The 24021-nt window shown below is 69.9% G+C and carries 19 protein-coding genes and 1 pseudogene; 6 read left to right on the top strand and 14 right to left on the bottom strand.

Annotated elements, in window-relative coordinates:
* Positions 1 to 99 precede the first annotated feature (99 nt).
* Positions 100 to 2904 (top strand): penicillin acylase family protein, encoded by a 2805-nt coding sequence (locus ACWCP2_RS10400; RefSeq protein ID WP_450908163.1) that lies wholly within the window; start codon positions 100 to 102, stop codon positions 2902 to 2904.
* A gap of 65 nt (positions 2905 to 2969) precedes the next feature.
* Here ACWCP2_RS10400 and ACWCP2_RS10395 read toward each other — a convergent pair whose 3' ends face one another.
* Positions 2970 to 4175, bottom strand: a complete 1206-nt coding sequence (locus ACWCP2_RS10395) for a methyltransferase (protein ID WP_450908162.1) — start codon at positions 4173 to 4175, stop codon at positions 2970 to 2972.
* 111 nt (positions 4176 to 4286) lie between these two features.
* The gene (locus ACWCP2_RS10390) at positions 4287 to 4652 is read right to left on the bottom strand and encodes a tetratricopeptide repeat protein (RefSeq protein ID WP_450908193.1); all 366 of its coding nucleotides are present in this window, start codon (positions 4650 to 4652) and stop codon (positions 4287 to 4289) included.
* A gap of 121 nt (positions 4653 to 4773) precedes the next feature.
* On the opposite strand from ACWCP2_RS10390, the gene ACWCP2_RS10385 reads away from it, so the two are divergent.
* A complete protein-coding gene (locus tag ACWCP2_RS10385) occupies positions 4774 to 5739 on the top strand; it encodes a pirin family protein (RefSeq protein ID WP_450908161.1) in 966 nt (321 codons plus the stop codon).
* A 553-nt stretch (positions 5740 to 6292) separates the two neighbouring features.
* Here the strand turns inward: ACWCP2_RS10385 and tkt are convergent.
* Positions 6293 to 8515, bottom strand: coding sequence for a transketolase (tkt, locus tag ACWCP2_RS10380; protein ID WP_450908160.1), 2223 nt, complete (start codon positions 8513 to 8515; stop codon positions 6293 to 6295).
* Positions 8516 to 8615: 100 nt separating this feature from the next.
* A complete protein-coding gene (gene tal / locus ACWCP2_RS10375) occupies positions 8616 to 10259 on the bottom strand; it encodes a transaldolase (RefSeq protein WP_450908159.1) in 1644 nt (547 codons plus the stop codon).
* Positions 10260 to 11019: 760 nt separating this feature from the next.
* Here tal and ACWCP2_RS10370 point away from each other — a divergent pair.
* Complete coding sequence (locus ACWCP2_RS10370; RefSeq protein WP_450908158.1) at positions 11020 to 11466, top strand: hypothetical protein; 447 nt, start codon at positions 11020 to 11022, stop codon at positions 11464 to 11466.
* A 102-nt stretch (positions 11467 to 11568) separates the two neighbouring features.
* Here the strand turns inward: ACWCP2_RS10370 and ACWCP2_RS10365 are convergent, their stop codons facing one another.
* Positions 11569 to 12150 (bottom strand): DUF2231 domain-containing protein, encoded by a 582-nt coding sequence (locus ACWCP2_RS10365; RefSeq protein WP_450908157.1) that lies wholly within the window; start codon positions 12148 to 12150, stop codon positions 11569 to 11571.
* 293 nt (positions 12151 to 12443) lie between these two features.
* Between ACWCP2_RS10365 and ACWCP2_RS10360 the strand changes: the two genes are divergently transcribed.
* Positions 12444 to 12863 carry an SRPBCC family protein gene (locus tag ACWCP2_RS10360; protein ID WP_399454342.1) on the top strand — a complete coding sequence of 140 codons (420 nt, stop codon included), beginning with the start codon at positions 12444 to 12446 and terminating at the stop codon, positions 12861 to 12863.
* Positions 12864 to 13154: 291 nt separating this feature from the next.
* Here the strand turns inward: ACWCP2_RS10360 and ACWCP2_RS10355 are convergent.
* From ACWCP2_RS10355 to ACWCP2_RS10345, 3 genes and pseudogenes are all read right to left on the bottom strand, one after another.
* Positions 13155 to 14510, bottom strand: a pseudogene (locus ACWCP2_RS10355) (AI-2E family transporter).
* Between the two features lie 468 nt (positions 14511 to 14978).
* A complete protein-coding gene (locus ACWCP2_RS10350) occupies positions 14979 to 15179 on the bottom strand; it encodes a hypothetical protein (RefSeq protein WP_450908156.1) in 201 nt (66 codons plus the stop codon).
* 1 nt (position 15180) lies between these two features.
* Entirely contained in the window at positions 15181 to 15414 is a 234-nt protein-coding gene (locus tag ACWCP2_RS10345) for a DUF6479 family protein (RefSeq protein ID WP_450908155.1), read from the bottom strand.
* Positions 15415 to 15627: 213 nt separating this feature from the next.
* Here ACWCP2_RS10345 and ACWCP2_RS10340 point away from each other — a divergent pair, with 213 nt between their 5' ends.
* Positions 15628 to 16101 carry a hemerythrin domain-containing protein gene (locus ACWCP2_RS10340; protein ID WP_450908154.1) on the top strand — a complete coding sequence of 158 codons (474 nt, stop codon included), beginning with the start codon at positions 15628 to 15630 and terminating at the stop codon, positions 16099 to 16101.
* An 81-nt stretch (positions 16102 to 16182) separates the two neighbouring features.
* On the opposite strand, the gene ACWCP2_RS10335 is transcribed toward ACWCP2_RS10340, so the two are convergent.
* From ACWCP2_RS10335 to ACWCP2_RS10315, 5 genes are all read right to left on the bottom strand, one after another.
* The gene (locus tag ACWCP2_RS10335) at positions 16183 to 18426 is read right to left on the bottom strand and encodes a catalase (RefSeq protein WP_450908153.1); all 2244 of its coding nucleotides are present in this window, start codon (positions 18424 to 18426) and stop codon (positions 16183 to 16185) included.
* A gap of 59 nt (positions 18427 to 18485) precedes the next feature.
* Complete coding sequence (locus tag ACWCP2_RS10330; RefSeq protein ID WP_450908152.1) at positions 18486 to 19379, bottom strand: SDR family oxidoreductase; 894 nt, start codon at positions 19377 to 19379, stop codon at positions 18486 to 18488.
* A gap of 43 nt (positions 19380 to 19422) precedes the next feature.
* Positions 19423 to 20046: a flavodoxin family protein gene (locus ACWCP2_RS10325; RefSeq protein ID WP_450908151.1), complete on the bottom strand. Its 624-nt coding sequence runs from the start codon at positions 20044 to 20046 to the stop codon at positions 19423 to 19425.
* A gap of 177 nt (positions 20047 to 20223) precedes the next feature.
* A complete protein-coding gene (locus tag ACWCP2_RS10320) occupies positions 20224 to 21537 on the bottom strand; it encodes an alcohol dehydrogenase catalytic domain-containing protein (protein ID WP_450908150.1) in 1314 nt (437 codons plus the stop codon).
* 230 nt (positions 21538 to 21767) lie between these two features.
* On the bottom strand, positions 21768 to 22496 hold the full coding sequence (locus ACWCP2_RS10315) for a VOC family protein (protein WP_450908149.1): 729 nt from the start codon (positions 22494 to 22496) through the stop codon (positions 21768 to 21770).
* 339 nt (positions 22497 to 22835) lie between these two features.
* On the opposite strand from ACWCP2_RS10315, the gene ACWCP2_RS10310 reads away from it, so the two are divergent.
* A complete protein-coding gene (locus ACWCP2_RS10310) occupies positions 22836 to 23525 on the top strand; it encodes a HemK2/MTQ2 family protein methyltransferase (protein ID WP_450908148.1) in 690 nt (229 codons plus the stop codon).
* Positions 23526 to 23558: 33 nt separating this feature from the next.
* Here ACWCP2_RS10310 and ACWCP2_RS10305 read toward each other — a convergent pair whose 3' ends face one another.
* Positions 23559 to 24020 carry an STAS domain-containing protein gene (locus ACWCP2_RS10305; protein ID WP_450908147.1) on the bottom strand — a complete coding sequence of 154 codons (462 nt, stop codon included), beginning with the start codon at positions 24018 to 24020 and terminating at the stop codon, positions 23559 to 23561.
* Between the last annotated feature and the right edge of the window lies 1 nt (position 24021).

Below are 24021 nucleotides of genomic sequence, written 5' to 3'. Positions count from 1 at the left end.
CCGTGCGGGCAAAAAGTGACGGTCGTTCATCTTACTGAGTGGTAGCACCTGCCAGTACCCTCCCCGTGACCGGTTCCTGCCCCCCACGGAGGAGCACGTATGCGACGCCCCACCACGCGCACGAGAGCCCGTACGAAGACTCGGACGAAAGCTCGCACGAAAGCAGCCGTCGCCACCGCACTCATCGCCCTCGGAGTCGCCCTGCTGACCCCGGCCGCGGCCGCATCGGGCGCCGGCGCCCCGGTGCCGCCGCCGATCGCCGACCATGCCGACTACGCCGACTACTGCGGTCAGCAGTGCGCGGACATCCTGCCGCCCGGCCAGAGCGGCAACGCCACCCTCGCCCAGATCCTCGCCCACAAGGCCTTCGGCACGCTGCCCGCCCACACCTCCGACCAACTGGCGCGCTACGACTCGCTGGTGGCGGGCTATCCCGGCCTCACCGACGCCAAGGTCAACGATTTCTTCAACGACGCCTCCTTCGGCGTCCCCGCCGGACAGGTCGAATCCACCACGAGCCCGCGCTCCGACGTCACCATCACCCGGGACAAGAAGAGCGGCGTCCCGCACATCAAGGGCACCACCCGCTACGGGACTTCCTTCGGCGCCGGCTACGCGGCCGCCCAGGACCGGCTCTGGCAGATGGACCTCTTCCGGCACGTCGGCCGGGGCGACCTGACCCCCTTCGCGGGCGGCGCCCTCGCCAACCAGGGCCTGGAGCAGCAGTTCTGGCCGCAGGCCCCGTACACCGAGGCGGACCTCCAGGCCCAGGTCGACCGGATCCGGACCGCGGAGGGCGAGCGCGGACGGCTCGCGATGGAGGATGCCCAGGCGTACATCGACGGCATCAACGCCTACCGCGTGAAGTCCAAGAACGGACGCTACTTCCCCGGCGAGTACGTCCTCACCGGGCACATCAACTCGATCACCAACGCCGGGGAGATCCAGCCCTTCGAACTCACCGACCTGATCGCCCTCGCCTCCGTCGTGGGCGGCCTGTTCGGCGGCGGCGGAGGCGGCGAAGTGCAGTCAGCGCTCTCCCTGTTGTCCGCGCAGCAGACGTACGGCCTGGAGGAGGGAACCCGCGTCTGGGAGTCCTTCCGCCAGCGCGAGGACCCGGAAGCCGTGCTCACCGTCCACGACGGCACGAGCTTCCCCTACGCGCAGAAGCCGGCCGACCCCCGGGGCGCGGCCCTGCCCGACGCGGGCTCGGTCACCGCCGAGCAGCTCGTGTACGACCGTACGGGCGCGGCCGCGACGGCCGCCGCGGCCAACCCGCCCAAGCCGATGAAGCAGAGCATGTCCAACGCCCTGCTCGTCTCCGGCGCGAAGACCGCGAGCGGCCATCCCGTCGCCGTCTTCGGCCCGCAGACCGGCTACCTCGCGCCCCAACTCCTCATGCTCCAGGAGCTCCAGGGCCCCGGCATCAGCGCCCGCGGCGCCTCCTTCGCGGGCGTCAGCATGTACGTACAGCTCGGCCGCGGCCAGGACTACGCCTGGAGCGCCACCTCGGCCGGCCAGGACATCACCGACACCTTCGCCGTCGAGCTGTGCGAGCCCGGCGGCGGCGCCCCCACGAAGGCGAGCACCTCGTACGTCTACCGCGGCGCCTGTACGCCCATGGAGAAGCTGGAACACACCAACACCTGGAAGTCCTCGGTCGCCGACCCCACTCCGGGCGGCTCCTACCGGATGCAGGTGTGGCGCACGAACTACGGCATCGTCACGCACCGCGCGACCATCGCGGGCAAGCCCGTGGCCTACACCGCGCTGCGCTCCACGTACCGCCACGAGGCCGACTCGATCATCGGCTTCCAGATGTTCAACGACCCCTCCTACGTGAAGGACGCCCGCACCTTCCAGGAGGCCGCCCAGCACATCGGGTACGCCTTCAACTGGTTCTACGCCGACTCGCGCGAAGCCGCGTACTACAACAGCGGGTCGAACCCGGTGCGCGCGGCCGGAGTCGACGCGGCACTGCCCGTCCAGGGCAAGCAGAGCTACGAATGGCAGGGCTTCGACCCGGCCGCCAACACGGCCGACTACACCCCGCCCGCCGAGCACCCGCAGTCCATCGGGCAGGACTACTACGTCAGTTGGAACAACAAGCAGGCCAAGGGCTACACCGCGGCCGGCTTCGGGATGGGCTCCGTCCACCGCGGCGACCTGCTCGACCAGCGCGTCGGACCGCTCGTCGCGGCGGGCGGTGTGACCAGGGCCAAGCTCACCCAGGCCATGGCCGACGCGGCCGTCACCGACCTGCGCGCCGAGAACCTGCTGCCCGAGCTGCTGGCCGTGCTGCGCAGCGCACCCGTCTCCGATCCGGCCGCCCTGGCCGCGATCGACAAGCTCGCCGCATGGCAGGCCGCCGGCACCGAACGCAAGGAGACGGCGCCCGGTTCGAAGACCTACGCGCACGCGGACGCCGTCCGGATCATGGACGCCTGGTGGCCGCTGCTCGTCGAGGCCGAGTTCAAGCCCGGCCTCGGGGCGCCGCTCTACGACGCCCTGCGCGCCTCGCTCACCATCGACGAAGCACCCAACGCGGGTCACGGGCCCACCGGTTCGCACGCCGGCTCGGCCTTCCAGTACGGCTGGTGGAGCTACGTCGACAAGGACCTGCGCACGCTCCTCGGCCGCCCGGTGGCCGGACCGCTGGCCCGGCCGTACTGCGGGGGCGGCTCGCTCGCCGGCTGCCGGGACACGATGACGGCCACGCTCAAGCAGGCCGCCGCCGCCACCCCCGCCGCCGTGTATCCGGCGGACGGGACCTGCGCCGCGGGCAACCAGTGGTGCGCGGACTCCATCGTGCAGCGCCCGGTGGGCGGTCTGGCCCACCCGCAGATCAACTGGCAGAACCGGCCCACCTATCAGCAGGTGGTGGAGTTCCCCGCCCACCGCTGAGGCCCGGATGCGCGAAGGCCCGCCGGTCCCGGAACGTTCCGGGACCGGCGGGCCGTACGCTCAGGTCACGCGCCGCGGGGCTGCTCGCGCCGCTTGACCGCCCGCAGGACCACGAACTTCGGCTCGCTCGCAGCGACTTCGCTGTTGCCGAACAGGCGCCTCAGGTGCGTGTGGTACCCCATGTGCCGGTTGGCCACCACCCACAGCTCGCCGCCCGGGCGCAGCGCCTTGCGCGACTGCGCGAACATCCGCAGCGCCGTCGCGTCGGTCGTGGCCTGATGGGAGTGGAAGGGAGGGTTGCAGAGGATCAGGTCCACGGAACCGGGATCCAGCATCGCCACCCCGTCGCCGACGAGGAAGTCCGCCCGCTCCCGTTCGTGCGTGACGTTGGCACGGAACGTCGCCTTGGCCGAGGCGATCGCCTGGTACGACTCGTCGGTGAAGATGACCTCCGCACGCGGGTCGGCCACCGCGACCGCCGTGCCGACGACCCCGTTGCCGCAGCCCAGGTCGACGACCCGGGCCCCGTCCGTGTTGGTCGGGATGCTCTGGAGGAAGAAGCGGGTGCCGACGTCGAGGCGGTCCGCGCAGAAGATGCCCGCGTGGTTGACGACGGTCAGCCCGGCGCCCGAGCCGCCGTCCTGGTCCACGACGTACGTCAGCGGCCAGGGTCCGGGGGTCGCCGGACGGGTCGCACCCGGGTTGCCCGGCGTGCAGAAGATCAGGCGGGCCTTCTTCTCGGCCAGGGAGGTCTTCGTCGGGCCCAGGATCTTCTCGAAGAGCCGCAGCGTCGAGGTGTGGATCTCCTTCACCATGCCGGTGCCGACGACGACGGTGCCGGCATGCACGTGCGGGGCCACCCGGTACAGCTGGTCCTCCAGCAGCGCCAGGCTCTTGGGTACCCGGACCAGGAGCACGTCGATCCGCTCCGGCGGCGCGTCCTGGCTGGTCAGCAGGGTCACGGTGCCCTTGGCGGTACCGATCCCGTTGCGGTCCAGGTTCGCCATGGTGGCGGAGCGGGTCAGGCTGGAGTCGGTGATCTGGGTGGGGTGGTGCGCGGCCAGTGCCGTCGTCAGCGCCCCCCAGCGGTCCCCGATCACGGTGATCTGCCCGGCGCCGGCCAGATCCACCGGGCCGCGTTCACCCGTACCGGATTCGAGGTGGCGGAGCAGGTACTCGTCGGCGGCGTCCCATGCGAAGAGCCGGTCGCGCGGGTCCTCGGGGAAGCGGGCGAGCTCGTAGGAGCCGAAGGGCGTGGTCAGACGGTTCATATTGCCCCCAGGCTAACCGAGGGACCGGCCCGGTCCCGCACGGGCGGGGCCGGGAGAGTGGGCGGGGCCGTACGGGGCCCCGCCGCAGCACCGCGCCCCGGGCCGGCGGCGCTACCCCTGCTCCGGGAAGTCCCCGGCCATCGCGGCGGCGATCCGCAGGTACGGAGCCGCCTCGGCGGCCCGGCCCTGGCGCTCCAGGGTCCGCCCGAGCATCAGCTGCGCGTAGTCCTCCACGGGCCAGCGCTCCAGGATGCCGCGGAGCTCGCGCTCGGCCCGGGAGAGCTGGGCGGAGTGGTAGTAGGCACGGGCCAGCAGCAGCCGCGGAGCCAGCAGCTCGGGGGCCTCGGCCGCCACGCCGTGCAGGACCTGGGCGGCCTTCGCGTACTCCTTCGCGTCGAAGAAGAGCCGGCCGCGCTCCCACCGCTCGGCGGCGGTCCCGTGCTCCAGGTAGGCCTGCTGCCCGCCGATCGCGCCCATGACGTCCACCGCATCCCTCCGTAGCTGCGTCGCTCTGTCGCTCTGTCCGGCTGCACAACACGCGGATCCGTACGCACATTCCCATGACCGCGGCGGCTGCGCCGGGACTAAGTTGTGCCGTATGAGCAATCTCGATCGCCAGCCCGCTCTCTCCACCTGCGGCGGCCGCGGGTTCGTCGTGGCCGAGCCCGTGCGCGAGCTCCTGAGTCCGCGCACCGTCAAACTGGGCGAGTCCACCGAGGTCCGCCGCCTCCTGCCGAACCTGGGGCGCCGCATGGTCGGCGCCTGGTGCTTCGTCGACCACTACGGCCCCGACGACATCGCCGACGAGCCGGGCATGGCGGTGGCCCCGCACCCCCACACGGGCCTCCAGACGGTCAGCTGGCTCCACGAGGGCGAGGTGCTGCACCGCGACAGCGTCGGCAGCCTGGCGACGATCCGCCCCCGCGAACTCGGCCTGATGACCTCCGGCCGCGGCATCAGCCACTCCGAGGAGAGCCCGCGCCCGCACGCCCGCTTCCTGCACGGAGCGCAGCTGTGGGTGGCCCTCCCGGACGCGCACCGGGACGTGGACCCGCACTTCCAGCACCACGCGGACCTCCCGCAGGTCACCGCCCCGGGCCTGACGGCGACGGTCATCCTGGGCACCCTGGACTCGGCGACCTCGCCCGGAACCGCGTACAGCCCGATCGTCGGCGCGGACCTGTCCCTGGCGGCGGGCACGGAAACCCGCCTCCCGCTGGACCCGGACTTCGAGTACGCGGTCCTGTCGATGTCGGGCGAAGCCCACGTCGACGGCGTACCGCTCCTCCCCGGCGCCATGCTCTACCTCGGCTGCGGCCGCACGGACCTCCCCCTGCGCGCGGTCTCGGACACGGGCCTGATGCTGCTGGGCGGGGAGCCGTTCGAGGAGGAGATCGTCATGTTCTGGAACTGGATCGGAAGGTCCCAAGAGGATATCGCAGGCTTCCGCGAGGACTGGATGAACGGCACCCGCTATGGCGAGGTGAAGGGCTACGACGGCCCTCCGATTCCTGCCCCAGGCCTTCCCCCAACTCGCTTGAAGCCTAGGGGGAGGATGCGCTGAACAGCGCTGATGCCACCGAGGGTGAGTCGGGCGGAGCGGCTTTCATTTCGTTCCGCTTCCAGTCGCCGGGCTGGAGCCGAAGTGCTCGCCGGAAAGATTCTTGATCTCCACGTCGAGTCCCATGTGGAGCAGGCTGTGGTCAGGTCTGGTCGAACGAATGCTGACCCTTTGCTGACTCTACTGACGAGTAGTTAGATTTTCGGTGGAGAGATCCTGGCGGACCTCTCAGGGCGCAGACGTCATACCGAGGGTTCGCAAGTGGCCGCTTTCGGTGCGGAGGACGGCTCCATGCGGGCTCGACTTCGACTGCCCAGACCACCGTCGATCGGTCACGGCGACCGGCGTGCCTTGTTGTGGACAGCCAACAAGGGCGTGTCGGGCCCAGAGCTCGGAATGGCGGCGCACCGCCATGCGCCCCCAGGTCATCAAAACGCTCCTCGGGCTACGTCGGAGTGTCGCCGCTGGCGCGGGGCACGTTCACCCCGTCACACCCGGAAGCAGAGCCTCCAGCGATGAGCACCTGTCACGCAGACGGCCGGTGCCTGGGGTCGAGTCAGGGGCGATCGCCGGTGCCGCCTTCCGAGGGGGCCGCGGTGTGTTGATGTCCGCCGGGCCGGGGGGTCCGGGTGGTGTCGTGGATGCTGTCGCGGGCGGCTGCGGCGACCGCCTGGGGGGTGATGCCGAACTCGGTGTAGAGGCGTTGGTAGTCGGCGGATGCGCCGTAGTGTTCCAGGCTGACGATGCGTCCGGCGTCGCCGACGATGTCGCGCCAGCCCTGGCCGATGGCGGCCTCGACGCTGACGCGGGCGCGTACGGCCGGTGGCAGGACCTCGTCCTGGTAGTCCTGGGGCTGGGCGGCGAACCATTCACGGCACGGCATCGACACCACCCGTACCGCCAAGCCCTCGGCGGTCAGCACGTCGCGGGCGTCCAGGGCGATGTGGACTTCGGAGCCGGTGGCAACCAGGATCACCTCGGGCACCGTGCCGTCGACGGTGTCCGCGAGGGTGTAGCCACCGCGGGCCGCTTCCAGGGCCGGCGCGTACCGGCTGCTGCTTCGGTTCAGGACGGGCAGGTTCTGACGGGAAAGGATCAGGCCGGCGGGGCGGTCGGTGTGTTCCAGGATGGTCTGCCAGCACGCGGTGGTCTCGTTCGCGTCGGCAGGCCGCACGACGTCCAGGCCGGGGATCGCGCGCAGCGCGGCGAGGTGTTCGACGGGCTGGTGGGTGGGGCCGTCCTCGCCGAGGCCGATGGAGTCGTGGGTCCAGATGTAGGTGGCGGGCAGCTGCATCAGGGCTGCGAGGCGTACGGCAGGGCGCATGTAGTCGGAGAAGGTGAGGAAGGTGCCCCCGTAGGGACGGGTGAGGCTCTGCAGGGCGATGCCGTTGAGGATGGCTCCCATGGCGTGTTCGCGGATGCCGAAGTGCAGGGTGCGCCCGTAGGGGCCGCCCTTCCAGTCTTTGGTCTGCCGGTCGGCCGGGACGAAGGACGGCTCGCCGTCCATGGTGGTGTTGTTGCTCCCGGCGAGGTCGGCCGAGCCGCCCCACAGCTCGGGCAGCACCGGGGCCAGCGCCGTGAGGACCTCACCTGACGCGGCGCGCGTCGCCATCCCCTTGGCGTCGGCGGGGAAGGTGGGCAGGACGTCGCTCCAGCCGTCCGGCAGCCGCTTGGACTGGAGCCGGTCCAGCAGCGCGGCCCGATCGGGATGCGCGGTGCGCCAGGCCGTGAACGCCTCGTCCCATTCGGCATGCGCCGCGCGGCCGCGTTCCGCCGCCTGACGGGTACGGGCCAGGACCTGGTCCTCAACGGCGAAGTGCTGCTCCGGGTCGAAGCCGAGCAACTGCTTCGTGGCGGCGATCTCGGCTTCGCCGAGCGCGGAGCCGTGGGCCTTGCCGGTGTTCTGCTTGGTGGGGGCCGGCCAGCCGATGAGGGTGCGCAGCACGATCAGTGAGGGGCGGCCGTTCTCGTCGCGGGCGGCGCGGGTGGCGGCCAGGAGCGCGTCCACGTTCTCGACGTACTCGCCGGTGATGGTCCAGTCGACGCTCTGTACGTGCCAGCCGTAGGCGGCGAAGCGTGCGGGCACGTCCTCGCTGAAGGAGACGTCGGTGTCGTCCTCGATCGAGATGTGGTTCGAGTCGTAGAAGACGGTCAGGTCGCCCAGTTCCTGGTGGCCGGCCAGTGAGGCGGCCTCCGCGGCGACGCCTTCCATCAGGTCGCCGTCGGAGGCGATGACGTAGACGTGGTGGTCGAAGGGGCTGGTGCCCGGCTCCGCATCCGGGTCTAGGAGGCCGCGTTCGCGGCGCGCCGCCATCGCCATGCCGACTGCGCTGGCCAGACCCTGTCCCAGCGGCCCGGTGGTGATCTCCACGCCGCGGGTGTGGTGGTGCTCGGGGTGTCCGGGGGTGGCCGACCCCCACGTCCGGTACGCCTCCAGGTCAGACAGCTCCAGGCCGTAGCCGGCCAGGTAGAGCTGGATGTAGAGGGTGAGGCTGGAGTGTCCGCAGGACAGGACGAACCGGTCGCGGCCCAGCCACTGGTCGTCGGCCGGGTCGTGTTTCATGACGTTCTGGAACAGCAGGTAGGCCAGCGGGGCCAGACTCATCGCCGTCCCGGGGTGGCCGTTGCCGACCTTCTGGACCGCGTCGGCGGCCAGCAGTCGCGCAGTGTCGACCGCGCGGGTGTCGACATCGTCCCACCCGGCACACCCGGCATTCTCTGCTACCGGACTCGCCACGGGCCTGTCGCCCCGCACTGCCCCGGGCTCCTCGCTCATCATGCTGTCCCTTCGTATGGACGGACCGGCCCCGCAGGCCGCCTGCCGGTGGATGCGCCGTCGCGGCCGTGCTGGTCGGCATCCGCGGATGCCCTCGTTGCCGTCACCGCACGGCCTGCGTCGGGGATCCCAGCGTCCGGGACGCCGCGGCGGAGCGAACCTCCTCCAGCGTGGTGCTCTGCCGCGCGGCACGTTCGAGCAGTACGTCGAGGTCGTCGGTGTCAAGCCGGTTGTCGGTCTGGGCCAGGGCGCGCAGGGTGCGCCAGCAGGCTGCCTTGCCTTGGACGCCCGTCAGCATCGCCTCTGCCTCCAGGACGTCGCTGAGCGGGGAGCGGGAGAACAGGTGGCCGTTGGTCTTCAGGCGGCCTGCCTTCTCCGCCAGCCAGCCCGCAGCTGTCTTGGACTGGCTGGTCGACACGTCCAGGTCCGTCATGAGCCTGGCCAGCGCGTCACGGTCCTCGTCGACTTGCTCGGCGAGATCGGCGAGGATGTGGCCGTCCTGCTCGTCCTTGCGGGCGTTCGCGGCGCGACGGAACAGCTCCAGGCCACCGGTGGCGGCTGCGTAGTGGTCGCCCAGGTAGATCGCCAGGAGTTCGGCGCTCTCGGATTCGCCTTCCGCTGTGGCCGGCCCTGCGCGCATTTCGCGGGCAACCGACTGGCCGAGCTCGCTCCAGCTGTCCTCGAACTTGGTCAGTCCCTCGCGCTCCAGGGTGTCGGTGACGTCGGTGAAGTCGATGCCGACCCGTTCCAGCGCGACGAAGTGCGCCTTGGCGGCCGCGAAGTCGTCCACGGTGGGCGTGTGCGGGGGAAGGGTGCCGTGGTCGGCGAACGCGGCCAGCGTGCCGCCGGGCATGGTGTTGACCGTGCCTGCGATCACGAGCTCACTGACGTACATGGTGTCGGGAAGGCTCGGGTCCTTGACGCCGGTGGAGGCCCACAGCGGGCGCTGCGCGCGGGCACCCGCTGCGGCGAGGCGCTGCCACCGCGGATCGACGAGCAGTTGTTCGTAGGCCTGGAAGGCCAGGCGCGCGTTGGAGACCGCCGTCTTGCCCTTGAGCGTCAGCGCCTCCGCGGTGCCGATGGCATCGAGGCGGCGGTCGACCTCAACGTCGACGCGGGAGACGAAGAACGAGGCCACCGAGTGGATGTCCGCCAGCTCGCGGCCATTGGCCTGGGCCTGCTCCAGGCCCCGTAGGTAGGCGTGCATCACGTCGCGGTAGCGGTCCAGGGAGAAGATCAGGGTGACGTTGACGCTGATGCCTTCCGCGGTGACCGCGGTGATCGCTTCCAGGCCTGCCCGGGTGGCCGGGATCTTGATGAACAGGTTCGGCTGGTTGACCGTCTCCCAGAGCTTGCGGGCCACGGACACGGTGGCGCCGACGTCCTGCGCCAGCCGCGGGTCGACTTCGATGGACACCCGTCCGTCGATTCCTGCGGTCCGCTCGTACACGGGGCCCAGGACGTCACAGGCATGGCGTACATCATCGGTGGTCAGGGCGAAGACCGCGTCGTCGACGCTGCCTCCGGCCTCGCCCAGGCTCCGCAGCTGCTCGTTGTAGCGGTCCCCCTTGGACAGAGCCGAGGCGAAGATCGTGGGATTCGTGGTGACTCCCACGACGTGTTTGTCCGCGATCAGCTTCTTGAGCTCTCCGCCCGCGAGGAGTTCCCTGGACAGATCGTCGAGCCAGACCGATACGCCGGCGGCAGACAAGGCGGCGAGCGGGCTGGATTCAGCGGAGACTGACATGCGGGACCTCCAGAGCGGTACGGCGCCGCGCACGCTGAGGCTGCTGTCACCCGAAGGGCGAACTGCTGGCGGCGGCACTCGCACGGTGGTTCTCTCCGCGCCTGCCCGGATCGCCCCGCAGCAACCGCAATACCCGAAACGACCGACTTGAAGGTTGAAGGCTGAGGGCTGCAGGCAAGGACTCCGACTGAGCTGCGCACGGGCAAGAACCTCGTGAGTCCCGACGCAAGTATGGTGCGCCGCAGGAGACTGGAGCCCTGCCCCTGCGCCCTGCTCTCCGTACGGGCGAGACCGCCGAACATCCGCTGCTCGGTTGATGGCGGGCTGTTCACCGAGCCGCTCCCGGATCCGCTTGGCGAACCCTTCGTCGTACGTCATGCATCCACTGTCCTGCGGGTAGATGTGCGCCCGCGCCGGCCGCGGAGTAACTGGAGGCGGCATTGGTCAATGTCTTCGATTTTGAGGGAGGCTGCCCCGGGGTCCGGCTGGGGCCGCCATTCCCCTGGCGGCCATCAGGCAAAGGGGGCAAGGTCTTCCGCTGTGACCGTGGCGTTGGTGCCGGCACCCACCCTGGATGTTGGCACCAACGTCGTCGAGCGGGGCGGCCGAAGGGGGCGCCGGTGCCGAAGTACGTGCCAGCTCCTCCCGGTAATCGGCGTCACCGAGGTGCTTGGCCCAGTGGGACTCGGGGGTGTCCACCTTTACGCCGCTTGGCTCACTCGGCCGCTCGGTCAAGGCGTCACGGGGCAGACCATCCTCCATGGATAGCAATCGTGAGATGGACCCGGAGCATCAGGTCCCGGACGGTGTCGACGAGAAGACGGTGCGCGCTCTGGGTGCGCTGTCGAAAGCTCTGGAGACCACGGAGCGGGCCCGTGGTCACCTGTACGGGTTCCATCAGCTGACCGGGACGGCGGACTTCGAGCTCGGCGACGCGGTCCGGCTGCTGCGTGAGGCGGGCCACGAGGAGCAGGCCGCCCGGGTGGAGCGCGAGATCGTGGGCCGCAACGTCATCCCGGGCCACTGGACGTTCCAGATCGTGGAGGCCTATAACGAGACCTACTACCGCCCCTTCGCCGCGGTGGAACGGGACATCGTCGACGAGCTGGCCGGCGGGCGCGACCACCTCCTGGAGGCCCACCTCAAGACGAAGCGCCGCACCCAGCACCATCCCGACCACACGGCAACACCGCCGTCCTCCTCCTGATACGAGGTTCCCCGAAGCGGGGGGAGGGCGGGGAGCCTACGGAGCCGCCTGACCGACCGGAGCCTCTCAGAGCCAAGGCAGAGCGGCGCCCCGAGGTGTCCCTTACGTTGCGGCGTGCGCTCCGACAGACTGCCGGTAGGCCACGTGCCCGCCCAGTGCACCGCTGACGGCCACGGCAGCCAGTCCGCCCAGGGACCACATCCGGCCCTTCGCGGAGCGGCCCCGGAGCCGCGCTGTCAAGGAGGCGGTGTAACAGGCCACCGCGGCCACGTTGGCGACGGCGTGGGCCAGCCCGACCCGGGCCTGCTCGGGCGGCAGGTCCGCCCAGTCGGCCCAGCCGGCGACTGCTGCCGGGGCGACGCCTGCTAGGCCGACTGCGGTGAGGGTGGTCGCGGCGTGCCGAGCGCCGGGTACGGCGTCCAGTACCGAGGCCGACAGCCAGCATCCGATGGGCACCTGGACGAGCACGGGGTGCACGGGATGGCCCAGGGGCCTGCCGCGCAGCAGATCGCGTACGCCGCCCAGGGGAAGCGAGCGGATGCCCCGCTGGAGGGCCCTGATGGCCGGATCGGCCACCGTTGTGCGTTCGAGCCGGTCCAGGGCTGTGAGCCAGCAGACCGAGGCGGTGTGCAGTACTGCCGCCGGGTCGGCCGTGGGTGAGGTGTCGCCGGTGCGTGAGTTCATACACGACGCCTACCCGTCATCACGCTTCCATCCCGCCCGGACCTCTACTGCACGGGCCGCACCTCACGGCTGGCGGCGTTGACAAGAGCAGTGGGGTGGTCGCGGGAAGGACCGGTCACCTCCGCGCGTGCTGCGCCAGACGGGTGCACTTCTTGGCTCCGCTAGTCGGGGCGGTGCAACCGTCCCGCCCGCCCCTACAACCCGGCCGGGTACGGATGCCGGTCCCTTTCGTCGTAGGCGGGCACCAGCGTCCTGCGGTTTCGGGTCTGCTGGAGCGGGGCAACGGGATGCCCATGGGTGACTACGACACTTCGATCACCGTGGCGGTTCCGGCGGCCACGCTGTTCAGCTACCTCGCCGATGTACAGAACCTTCCCTTCTACATGCCGCGGCTGACCTCCGCGAAGCCGCACGGCGGTGACAAGGTCACCGTCACCGCGCACATCGAACCGCCCGGCGAACCGGAACAGGACGTCAAGAGCGAGGCCTGGATCCACGTCCTCGAAGAAGGCAAGTCCCTGGAGTGGGGCGCGGCGGGCCCGCACGACTACCGCGGCCGGCTGCACGTCGCCGCCGGAGACGACGCCCACCACTCCCGGCTCTCAGTGGAACTGCACACCGAGCGCGTCGAAGGCCAGCAGGTTGACGAGGGCCTCGCGGAAGCACTGGAGGGCATCAAATCCGCCGTTGAGGCGGCCCAAGCTGGTCAGTAGCCAACGCTGGGTACCTCTTTGCACAAAGGGCTCCCCTCATGGTTCGGGGACCGCCGGAGAGGTCCGTCCGGAGGGCGTGCAGGAGACGTGCTCTCCACGGCCCGGCGCAGCCGCAATAGGTCCGGGTCCCATTCCCGTGCGTCGTCCACTCGCGAAGCTCCGTTAATGCGGTTCGTACATCAGGTACAGGGTGAACTGCAGGTCTTTCCCCCCAAGATCGGCCTTCAGCTCGGCGCCGAGGGTGTCACGGGTGCGGGGTGCGGGGTGCGGCTGGGCAGCCCCCGGCTGTGTTCAATTGATCTCTCGGCCCGGTTCTCCGCTGCTATCGGCGGGATCGTCCGTACTGGCATCGGCGGCCACACCGGCTTCGCCGTCGGCGGGGCTGCCAGCGAGGTCGTCCACACCGGCAACGGCTGCGGGCGCCGTTGCTGCCGGCCCCGCTGCGGCATGCGCACGGAGGTATCCGATCACGGTGTTGCCGACCGCGACCAGGGGTACCGCCACGACCGCTCCGCCGATTCCCGCGACGATGCCGCCGGTGGCCACGGCGAGGACCACGGCCAGCGGATGCACCCGCACGGCTCGGCCGAGGATGAACGGCTGCAGTACGTGTCCCTCGATCTGCTGGACCACCAGGACGATCACCAGGGCCATGAGCGCGGTGAAGACGCCCTGGGTGACGAGAGCGACGACGACGGCCAGCGCGCCCGAGGCGACGGCGCCGACCAGAGGCACGAAGGAGGCCAGGAAGATCACGACCGCGATGGGGACGGCGAGCGGGACGTCGAGGAAGTAGATGCCCACGCCGATGAAGACGGCGTCGATCAGCGCGACGATCACCGTGCCCCGGACGTACGCGGTGAGCGTCCGCCAGGCGCGCGGGCCGGCGCCCGCCAGGCTCGGCCGGGCCGACGCCGGGACCAGCTTCAGCGTCCACTCCCAGATACGCCTGCCGTCGTAGAGCAGGAAGAGCGTGGAGAACATGGCGAGCAACAGCCCGGTCATGATCTCGACCAGCACCGTCACGCCCTGGAGACCGGTCGAGGTGATCTCGCTCGTGCTCGTCCCGATACTGCTGCTCAGCCGGTCGGCGACGTCGTTGATCTGCCCTTCCGTCACGTGCAGCGGGCTGTCGATGAGCCATTGCTTCAGCTCGCCGATGCCCTCCTGCACCCGCTCGGAGAGATCGCCGATATTGGCGAGCACCTGCCAGATCACGAACCATCCGGCCAGCCCCAGCACGGCGAACCCGCAGATCGCGGTCAGCGCGGTGGCCAGCCCCCGCGGCAGCCCGTGCCGTTGCAGCCGCGCGACGGTCGGCTGCAGGAGGGCGGTGATCAGCAGAGCGACGGCGAACGCCAGCACGACCAGCCGAACTGCGCCGATGACGCGCATCAGTACCCAGAGGGTGGCGGCCAGCACCAGCAACCGTCAGCCCACCTCGGCGGCCATCCGCACACCCCACGGCACCGCCGAGGCCGCGTCCCGGGACGCGACCCGGTCGGAACGCTGCTCCTCGATCTGGATGGCGTCGTCCCACGCCTCGAGGTACGCCGCTTCCTGCTGGGCGTGGAGTTGTGCCCGGCGCTCACTGAGGCCGGTGAGGCCCAGCTTGGTACGGGCGAGCCATCCGCGCGGGTCAGGCATGGGAGGTGGGTTCACCACGGATCCTTTTTCTCGGTGAAGCACTTGCCGCCCCGGGTATGGCATGCGTGCGGGTTTTCCTCGGCGCGCTGCCCACGGCACATGTACGTCGGCCACCCCTCGGCGCCTCGCCGCCACGCAGACCGGATGCCCCCGATCGTCCGCCGTACGCGTAGACCAAGTTTGTAGGTCGCTGCCCGGGGACAGTCGGTTCGCGGCTCGGCCCCCGGCGGGTCCGGGCACCCGGCGTCCGCCATGTTCTCTCTCGCCGTCCGAGGAGACGATCCGATGGCAAGTGCGCAGGAGTTGGCCGAGTCGCTCGGCTCGTGCCCCGCCCCTTTGGCCGCCGCGGGCACCCACACCCGGCGGATCACCGCAGCGCGCTCCGCACGGCCGCGGAACACGGCAGCGGCTCCCCCTCGGATGAGGGGGAGCCGCTGCGGTGCAGACGAGTGACGACACCGGCTTTACTCATTGAGTCGGGTGGAAGGGCCAGGTGTGCAGGAAGCAGTTGCGGCCGTCGTGGCCGTCCGCCTCTTCTTCGTCGAACCAGGGCCCGCCGCTGGCGAGGTAGCGGAATCCGTGGTGCTGGTTCACCGGGAACGCGACTGTGATCGCGCGGTTGCCGTCGGGGCGCTCGGCCAGGGCGTGGGCGCCGGCCGGATCCGTCATGCTACGAGCCGGGATACTCCTGCTCCTTCTGATCGCGTGCATGCTCTTCCGGCGTCTGCCAGGAGTCCGCGCGGCGCTGAGCGACGGGGTTCTGCTCGACCGGCGGTGCCTCCCGGCGTCTGCGTCGGCTCCCGTACCAGAATGCGCCGATCAGAAGGACGACCAGGACCACTCCGGCAAGCATGAGGAAGAGCGAGGCCTGGCCTTCGGCGGCGAGCGTTCCGATTGCAGTCATGCGCAGCCCCTACCCGCTCCCAGCGGACATATCAGTTCTCAACGGGGTTTATCGGTTAACCCGGGCGCGTCAGCTCCACCGTCGGACGGTCTAGCCGCGTCGCCCATCCGGGCCAATCCCTCGCTTGGGACGAGCAGCGTGATCGCGGTCGGGGTACACGGGCGGGGGGTGGCCGTCCGCGCCGCCTCTGTACGAGAGCTCAGGAGGCGCTTGGTGGACGGGATCGTACTGCTCAAGGAAGACCACAAGACGGTCGAGAAGCTGTTCAAGCAGTTCGAGAAGGCCGGCGAAGACGCTCACGCCGAGAAGCGGAAGATCGCGGACAAGGTGATCGACGAGCTGACCACGCACACCTGGATCGAGGAGAAGATCTTCTACCCGGCTGCCCGGGAGGCGGCGCCCGACACCAAGGACCACGTCCTGGAGAGCATCGAGGAGCATCATGTCGTGCTGTGGATGCTCTCTGAGCTGAAGGACCTCGACGCGGCCGATGAGCGGTTCGACGCCAAGATGAGCGTGCTGATGGAGAACGTCCGTCACCACGTTGAGGAGGAGGAGAAGGAGTGGTTCCCGGACGTCCGCAAGGCCATGGGCCGCAACCGCCTCACTGAACTCGGCGAGCAGATGGAGGCGGCGAAGAAGAAGGCTCCCGGCGAGCCCCTGGCCGTCCCGAGCGCCAAGCACTGACTGGGGGCTCCCATGTCGTGGCTCCGCTCCCGATCAAGCGTCGCCCCGCCCGCGGATGTGCGGGCGGGGCGGCGCTTGGCGTCAGAGGTTGGCGGGGAAACGGGCCCATGCGCGGTGTTCGCCCAGCGCTTGTGCTAGCTCTTCCACGATGGCTGTGCTGGTCTCGCCGGTGGCAATGCCGGGATCGCCCGCAGTGATGCCACACGTTTCGAGGAGCTGCCCCGCGCTGTTCCAGCCGCCGATGGCCTTGCCGTGGCGGTACGCCTCGGTGACGAGCAACAGGACCCTCGGGTCGGGGGCTGTGGGGGGCTGTGCCGTACCGGCCTTGGCGTCGCGGGCTCCGTAGGCGTCCGCGCCCGCTTCGGGCGCCCCGGCCAGGAGGAGGGCGTCGAATTCGACGGAGCGGGCGGTGGCGAAGGTGCGCTGGACGGCGATCGGGTCCCCGTCGGGGTCGAGGGTGCCGCCGGTGGGGGCGATGACCAGGGGCACCATGCCGGAGTCCAGGATGGTCCGGCGGGCGGTCCGTACGCCGTTCAGATCGGCCTCCGGGTCGGCGATGATCCCGATCACGCGTCCGTCGGTCGGCCAGGTTCCTCCCATCTGGGAGAGGGCCGGGCTGGGGTCGGCCGCGACGAGCGGCACGGTGGCGACAGGAGCCGGCAGACCGAGACCCGTAGCCACCTCCTCGCACAACTGCGGGTCGATGTTCGCGAGGACCTTCAGGGTGCGTTCCTTGATGGCCTGCTCGTAGCACTTGTTCAGTTCGAAGGTGTAGGCGGCGATGATGTGTTCGCGCTCGGGCGGGGTCATGCTGAGCCAGAACAGCCGGGGTTGGGTGAAGTGGTCCGAGAAGGAGGCGGGCGCCTCGCGGACCTTGCTTGCCGCCGGAACCTTCACGGGCGCCTCGATGAAGGCGCTCATGTCGGCGCCGGCGAGGAACGGGCAGCCGCCGTCTAGGCTGTTGGGGTGGTAGGGGGCGACACCGGTGTGGACGGCACTCTGGTGCATGCCGTCGCGGAGCATGTCGTTGACGGGTGCGTGCGGCCGGTTGATCGGGATCTGCCCGAAGTTGGGGCCGCCGAGACGGCTGATCTGGGTGTCGAGGTAGGAGAAGAGCCGGCCGGCGAGCAGCGGGTCATCGGTGACGTCGATGCCGGGGACGAGATGGCCGGGGTGGAAGGCCACCTGCTCGGTCTCCGCGAAGTAGTTCGTCGGGTTGGCGTTCAACGTCATCAGCCCGATGGGCTGTACTGGGGCCAGCTCCTCCGGAACGATCTTCGTGGGGTCCAGGAGGTCGATGCCCTCGAAGGTCTGGTCCTCGGTGTCGGGGAAGACCTGGATGCCCAGCTCCCATTGCGGGAAGGCGCCCGATTCGATGGCGTCGGCGAGGTCGCGGCGGTGGAAGTCGGGGTCCATGCCGCAGATCAGCTGTGCTTCCTCCCAGACCAGTGAGTGCACGCCCAGCTTGGGCTTCCAGTGGAACTTGACGAGCACGCTCTCGTCGGCCGCGTTGACGAGGCGGAAGGTGTGGACGCCGAAGCCCTCCATCATGCGCAGGGAGCGGGGGATGGCGCGGTCGGACATGTTCCAGAGGGTGTGGTGGGTGGCCTCGGTGTGCAGGGAGACGAAGTCCCAGAAGGTGTCGTGCGCGCTTTGCGCCTGCGGGATCTCCCGGTCGGGGTGGGGCTTGCCGGCGTGGATGATGTCGGGGAACTTGATCGCGTCCTGGATGAAGAAGACGGGGATGTTGTTGCCGACCAGGTCGAAGGTGCCCTCTTCGGTGTAGAACTTCGTGGCGAACCCGCGGGTGTCGCGGACGGTGTCGGCGGAGCCCCGCGAGCCCAGCACGGTGGAGAACCGCACGAAGACAGGGGTCTCGACGTCCTTGGCGAGGAAGGCTGCCTTGGACACCTCACCTGCCGTTCCGTAGCCCTTGAAGACACCGTGGGCGGCGGCGCCCCGCGCGTGGACCACCCGCTCGGGGATCCGCTCGTGGTCGAAGTGGGTGATCTTCTCGCGCAGATGGTGGTCCTGGAGGAGGACCGGGCCGCGCGGGCCCGCCTTGAGCGAGTGATCGGTGTCCGGCAGGCGTGCGCCCTGGGCGGCGGTCAGGTAAGCGCCACTCTGCGCGACGCGCGCCTGGTCCGCTCCGGTGGGCTGGCCCGTGGGGCTGACCGTCTCGGGGCCGTCCTGATCTGCTTTCGGGGGCAAGGGTTCGTTCGGCTGTGTGGGCTCGGCCAGGGGCGGGGGCACCGAGCCCGGTTGGCCCGGCAGTTCGTTGCGGGCGGCGTCTTCTGCTGACTGCCGTTGCTTCTTCTTCGTCATGATCGTTCTCCTCGTTGCGCCGACGTCGTGGTGGGGCCCGCGTACCCGATCGCGGCAGGTCAGGGGAGGGGAGTGCCGCCCGTGGCGTTGACGATCTCTCCGGTGATGTAGCTGGCCTGGGGTGAGGCCAGGAAGACGTAGGCAGGAGCCATCTCCGCCGGCTGGGCTGCTCGGCCCAGGGGCGACTGCTTGCCGAACTCGGTGACGTCGGGCATGGTCGCCGGGATCAGCGGCGTCCAGACGGGTCCGGGGGCGACGGCGTTGACGCGGATGCCGCGTTCGGCGACCATCTGCGCCAGCCCGTGGGTGAAGGAGATGATCGCGGACTTGGTCATCGCGTAGTCGAGCAGGTGGGGGCTGGGCTGGTAGCCCTGCACCGAGGCGGTGTTGATGATCGACCCGCCTCGTGGGATGTGCGCGAGGGCGGCGCGGGAGAGCCAGAACATGCCGTACAGGTTGGTCTTCATCACCCGGTCGAACTGCTCCGTGGTGATGGCCTCGATCCCGTCGGGCTGGGACATCTGGTACGCGGCGTTGTTGACGAGGATGTCGAGGCGCCCCAGGTCGCCGACGGTGCGGGCGATCAAGGCCTCGCACTGCGCCTCCTCGCGGATGTCGCAGAGCACGGGCATGGCCTTTCGGCCTGCCTCGCCGACCAGGCGCGCGGTCTCGGCGGCCTCGTCGGCTTCCTCGGGCAGGTGGGTGAAGGCGATGTCCGCGCCCTCGCGGGCGAAGGCCAGGCACACGGCCCTGCCGATCCCCGAATCCCCTCCGGTGATCAGGGCCACCTGGTTCAGGAGTACGTCGTGGCCTTGGTAGGAGTCCTCGCCGTGGTCCGGTCGGGGATTCATCGCCTCGGTGGAGCCGGGGTGGTCCTGCTCCTGGTCCGGAAACGGAGGGCGTGGGTGGCGGGTGACGGGGTCGGGAACGCGGGGTGCTTTCGGGGACGGCATTCGTTCCTCCGGTGTCCGGGGCGCCTCAGGGGCGAGCTGTGGCTCAGTTCGCCGGGTAGGGAGCGGCCTTGAGGCAGCGGGCGAGGTGGGCGGTGTTGGCGGCGAGGGTGGCCGTGGTGCCGGCGGTCTTCTCCGGTGTCTTGTCGAGGTCCTGGTAGTCGGTGCTCTGCATCGCCTCGCCTACCCAGTAGGTGACGGCGTTGGGGGCGAGGGAGAACCCGGCGTCGTTCAGGCCCTGGTAGAGGTCGGCGCTGACCTTGTGGGCGCCGTCCTCGTTGCCGACGACGCAGACCGCGGCGACCTTGCCGTAGGTGAGCATGCGGCCCTCGTCGTCGGTCTCGGAGATCTCCGCGTTCAGTCGCTCCATGACCTTCTGGGCGATGCTGGAGGGATGTCCGAGCCAGATGGGCGTCGACAGGATCAGGATGTCGCAGCCCAGGATCGTGTCGCGGATCTCCGGCCAGGCGTCGCCGTCGCCCAGGTCGGTGCTCACACCGGTCTTCACGTCGTGGTCGGCGATCCGGACGGTCTTTCCCGTGACTCCGTGCTCGGCGAGTGCCGCCATGGTCTGTTCGGCCAGCAGCTGGGAGCTGGACGGGGCGGGGGAGGGGGAGAGGGTGCAGACGAGTGCGACAGCACGCAACGGGGTGTTCTTACTGGGGTCCATGATGCGCGGCTACCCGCGCACCCCGCTTTGATGTGGCAAGCGACCCCATTCATCCCCTTTGGCTGAATCTGCCGGAGTGACCGCTCGACCAGACCGAGAGGCGAGCTGGAGAACACGCTCGGCCACAGGACCGGCCGTGGTTCGGGATTACGCCGAAGCGCCCCCCTCTGCCGTTGGTCAGCGCCCCAGGGCACGCTCCAGCTGTTGCTTGTTCATGTGTGACCGGCCTTCGACGCCCTGTGCCCTGGCCTCTTGACGCAGCTCCTCCAGCGTGTGGTGGGAGGATCCGTCGCGCCTGCCGTGTTTCGAGGCGGATGTCCGACCGCTGCTGCCGTTGCCGCCGTCGGGGTGCAGAACGACCTTCGTCCAGCCGTCGTCGCGGTTGTCGAAGTGCTCGTACGCCGAAGACGCCTCATCCAGGCTGAGTTCGTGGGAGACGAGGAAGCTCGGCTCGGCTTTGCCGCCGGCGATCAGGTCGCGCAGGGCCCGGTTGTAGCGCTTGACGGGTGCCTGGCCGGTGCCGATGTGCAGGCCCTTGAACCAGAGCATGCCGAAGTCCAGCGGTACCTTCCCCTGGGCTTCGAGCTCGCCCTGGGCCCCCGCGCCGCCCGGGTCCTCGGGCAGGAACACACCGACCACGCCGATGCCGCCGGTGAACCGCACCGAGTCGATCAGTCCGTTCATCGTCAGGGCCGCGTCCTCGTGGCCCTGTGGGTCGTGGGCCTGGTAGCCGACGCATTCGCAGCCGCTGTCCGCGCCCAGGCCGAGGGTGGCTTCCTTGACGACCTCGGCCGGGTCCTGTTCGGCGGTGTTGATGGCGATGGCGCCGATCTCCTCGGCGAGCCGGAGCCGGTCGGGTTGGTGGTCGGCGACCCATACGCGGCCTGCGCCCTTGAGGATCGCGGAGTAGGCGGCCATGAGGCCTACTGGGCCGGCGCCGTAGACGATCGTCTGGTCGCCGGGCTTGACGCCGGCCATCTCGGTGGCGTGGTAGCCGGTGGGGAAGATGTCGGCCAGCATCACGTAGTCCAGCTGCCGCTCGGCGGCGTCCTCGCCGAGGCGCAGGGCGTTGAAGTCGCCGTACGGTACGCGCAGCAGTTCGGCCTGGCCGCCCTGGTAGGGGCCCATCTCGGCGAAGCCGTAGGCGGCGCCGGCCATGTCCGACTTGGGCTGCATGGTCAGGCAGTAGTTCGTGAAGCCCCGCTCGCACTGCTTGCAGAACCCGCAGGCGATGTTGAACGGCAGTACAACCCAGTCGCCGACCTTCACCTTGCTGACCGCCTTGCCCACTTCCACGACCTGGCCGAGGTTTTCGTGGCCGAGGGTCCGGCCCGTCTCGAAGGAGGTCCGGCCTTCGTACATGTGCAGATCGGACCCGCAGATGTTGGTGGTCGTGACCTTCACGAGGATGTCGCCGGGGTGCTCGATCTTCGCGTCCGGGACGTCCTTGACCGTCACCGTCCGCGGTCCTTCATACACTGCCGCTCTCATGGTCGTTCCTTGCCGGCACCGTGCTTCACCGGAGTCTCAACGGCGGGTGGTGGCGCCTTTCGAGTGGTTGGCGCGGTCCGCCCCGTGAGGTGATTCGACCGCGGCGGCGACTCCGTCAGTCGCGGCGGACGACGCCTCTCCCATTCCGCCTACCCGCCCGCATGCGAGTCACCCACTGTTTTCCGTCGGCCCCTCCACCGCGCGGCCGTTTTGACCCCGTCAGCGCGCTTTCAGGTCTGTGGCGCCAACACCGTGAACAGGGCGCCCTCCGGGTCGCGGAGGGTGATCCAGCGGCCGGTGGTGGAGGTCTCCACCGGGGAGGCGGGCTTTCCTCCCGCGGCCGTGGCCGCTTCGACGGCGGCTTCCAGGTCGGGCACGCGGAAGTGGACGTGCCACCGCGGCCGCACCTGCGGGTCGGGCTCCTCCTCGCCCGCTCCGCCGCTGATGCGCGCGACGGTGTCGTTTCCGTGCCGCAGGACGACGTGGTCGTGTTCGTAGGCCACCACGCAGGACCCCGGGGATTCTCCGGCCCAGTCCAGCACCTCGCCGTAGAAGATGGCGGCGGCGAAAGCATCTCGCGTACGGAGTTCCAGCCAGGCGGGCGCGGTGCCGCGGCCCACGCCCCAGTCCTCCAGGATCTCGCCCTGCCAGAGTCCGAACACCGCCCCCGCGGGGTCGGCGGCCAGGGCGGCGCGCCCTGTGCCGAAGGAGAGCGGGCCCACGGCGACGGTGGCGCCGCGCTCGCGGACGCGGGAGGCGGCCACGTCCGCGTCGTCGACGGCGAAGTACGGCGTCCAGGCGGAGGGTAGCGAGAGATCGTCCGAGAGGGCCCCGAAACCCGCGACCGGGCCGCCGTCGCGAAAGGCGACGTAGAACCGATCGCCGAGGCGGGTCCGCCGGAATGTCCAGCCCAGCACGGCACCGTAGAACCGCCGAGCTGAGTCGAGATCTCCGGTCATGAGGCTCACCCAGCAGGGCGCGCCGATGACTTCGTGGCTTGACGTGGGCACAGCTCCGAGCCGCCTCATTCTGCCGCTCACTTTTCTTCGGACCTCTCTACCGTAGCCGGTAGGTGAAAGCGGTGAGGTGGGGTCCTGCTGTCTCTCTGCATTTCAAACTTTGAATCTGAAATCGTTTGGCTGGCAGTAGGCGAGTTACGTCAGGTGGGGTGCATATTTTGGTCTGATCCTCCGAAGATCAGCGCTTCTTCGGATGGAGCCCGGAGGCCAGGGCAGGCGCACTACCTCACCAGTCCCCCGTGGCTCGCTCGGGGAGCGGCGGTGAAACCGGAGGTATGGATGCCCAGTACTGCCCCGTCCCTGGCAACGCTGACCGGCGGCCTGATGGCCCTGCCGGGCGTCTACCAGCCGCAGGCGGACACCCGACTTCTCTCCGAGGCCCTCGCCCATGAAGACCTCGGACCATGCACCGATGTCTTGGAGATCGGTACCGGGACCGGCGTCGTGGCCCTGCAAGCTGCGGCGAGCGGGGCTCAGGTCACAGCGGTCGATGTGTCATGGCCCGCGGTGGCGACTGCCCGTCTGAACTCCTGGATCCACCGACTTCCGTTGCGCGTCCTGCACGGGGACTTCGAGGCACGCACCACGGGCCGGAGCTTCGACGTGGTCGTCTCGAATCCCCCGTATGTCCCCGCTCCCGATGGCCGAGTGCCCTCGCGGGGACCTGAACGTGCCTGGGACGCCGGGCTCGACGGACGCGCGGTCATCGACCGGATCTGCGCGGACGCGCCGACTCTGCTGCGTCCCGGCGGAATTCTGCTCATGGTGCACTCGGGGATGTGCGGCGCCGACCGGACCTTGGACCGGTTGATGGGTGCGGGGCTGGTCGCCCAGGTGACGGCGAGGGCCTCCGTGCCGTGGGGCCCGGTTTTGCGGTCGCGGCGGTCCTGGCTGGAACGGCAGGGCTTGGCGGCCGAAGCCGAGGAGTGGGAAGAGCTGGTGGTTATCCGCGCACAGGCCACGTCCTGATCAAGGCCCTGGCTGGTAAGTGGCGCGCCGGCATCACAGGCCGCGTGCTGTTGCGACATCCGGCGCGATGTGCAGGACCCCAGCCGTGCCACTCAGCTCCAGAAGGCGGCGTAGTTGGGGTGGCAGGGGGCCCGCCACCGTCAACCGGGGAAGCTGGTGATGGGCCTGCACGAGGAGCCGCAGCAGGCCGGAGTCGGCATAGACGACTCCGGAAACGTCGATGACCGTATGGATGGCCGGGCCGGCCTTGGCCTTGGCCAAGGCCCTGCGGAACGGCGCCAAGGTCCCGCGGTCGAACTCACCGGCCAGGACGAGGACGAGCGTGCCGTCCCCGCGGTCGGGCAGCGGGCTCGCGTCGGTCCCGCCGAGCGTGCCGGCCAGCCAGGAGGCGTACGTCGGTCGTCGGCTGCCCCGACGGCGCAGCGCCTTGGTGGCGCGGGACCGGAAGGGGAGTCGCATCGTGCCTGCACCGCCTGTCTGCGTCAGCTCGTCCATG

Source organism: Streptomyces sp. NPDC002104 (assembly GCF_053593795.1).
The sequence above is the reverse complement of the archived record's forward strand: the minus strand, read 5'-3'. Positions and strand labels throughout refer to the sequence as shown.

Bases quoted from the DNA above. Each gene is read 5' to 3' on its own strand.
- ACWCP2_RS10330 (WP_450908152.1), bottom strand. From the start codon at position 19,379: ATGCCGTCCCCGAAAGCACCCCGCGTTCCCGACCCCGTCACCCGCCAC.
- ACWCP2_RS10395 (WP_450908162.1), bottom strand. From the start codon at position 4,175: ATGAACCGTCTGACCACGCCCTTCGGCTCCTACGAGCTCGCCCGCTTC.
- ACWCP2_RS10400 (WP_450908163.1), top strand. From the start codon at position 100: ATGCGACGCCCCACCACGCGCACGAGAGCCCGTACGAAGACTCGGACG.
- ACWCP2_RS10370 (WP_450908158.1), top strand. From the start codon at position 11,020: ATGGATAGCAATCGTGAGATGGACCCGGAGCATCAGGTCCCGGACGGT.
- ACWCP2_RS10325 (WP_450908151.1), bottom strand. From the start codon at position 20,046: ATGGACCCCAGTAAGAACACCCCGTTGCGTGCTGTCGCACTCGTCTGC.
- ACWCP2_RS10305 (WP_450908147.1), bottom strand. From the start codon at position 24,020: ATGGACGAGCTGACGCAGACAGGCGGTGCAGGCACGATGCGACTCCCC.
- ACWCP2_RS10345 (WP_450908155.1), bottom strand. From the start codon at position 15,414: ATGACTGCAATCGGAACGCTCGCCGCCGAAGGCCAGGCCTCGCTCTTC.
- ACWCP2_RS10315 (WP_450908149.1), bottom strand. From the start codon at position 22,496: ATGACCGGAGATCTCGACTCAGCTCGGCGGTTCTACGGTGCCGTGCTG.
- ACWCP2_RS10320 (WP_450908150.1), bottom strand. From the start codon at position 21,537: ATGAGAGCGGCAGTGTATGAAGGACCGCGGACGGTGACGGTCAAGGAC.
- ACWCP2_RS10335 (WP_450908153.1), bottom strand. From the start codon at position 18,426: ATGACGAAGAAGAAGCAACGGCAGTCAGCAGAAGACGCCGCCCGCAAC.
- tkt (WP_450908160.1), bottom strand. From the start codon at position 8,515: ATGATGAGCGAGGAGCCCGGGGCAGTGCGGGGCGACAGGCCCGTGGCG.
- ACWCP2_RS10360 (WP_399454342.1), top strand. From the start codon at position 12,444: ATGGGTGACTACGACACTTCGATCACCGTGGCGGTTCCGGCGGCCACG.
- ACWCP2_RS10385 (WP_450908161.1), top strand. From the start codon at position 4,774: ATGAGCAATCTCGATCGCCAGCCCGCTCTCTCCACCTGCGGCGGCCGC.
- ACWCP2_RS10390 (WP_450908193.1), bottom strand. From the start codon at position 4,652: ATGGGCGCGATCGGCGGGCAGCAGGCCTACCTGGAGCACGGGACCGCC.
- ACWCP2_RS10310 (WP_450908148.1), top strand. From the start codon at position 22,836: ATGCCCAGTACTGCCCCGTCCCTGGCAACGCTGACCGGCGGCCTGATG.
- tal (WP_450908159.1), bottom strand. From the start codon at position 10,259: ATGTCAGTCTCCGCTGAATCCAGCCCGCTCGCCGCCTTGTCTGCCGCC.
- ACWCP2_RS10350 (WP_450908156.1), bottom strand. From the start codon at position 15,179: ATGACGGATCCGGCCGGCGCCCACGCCCTGGCCGAGCGCCCCGACGGC.
- ACWCP2_RS10365 (WP_450908157.1), bottom strand. From the start codon at position 12,150: ATGAACTCACGCACCGGCGACACCTCACCCACGGCCGACCCGGCGGCA.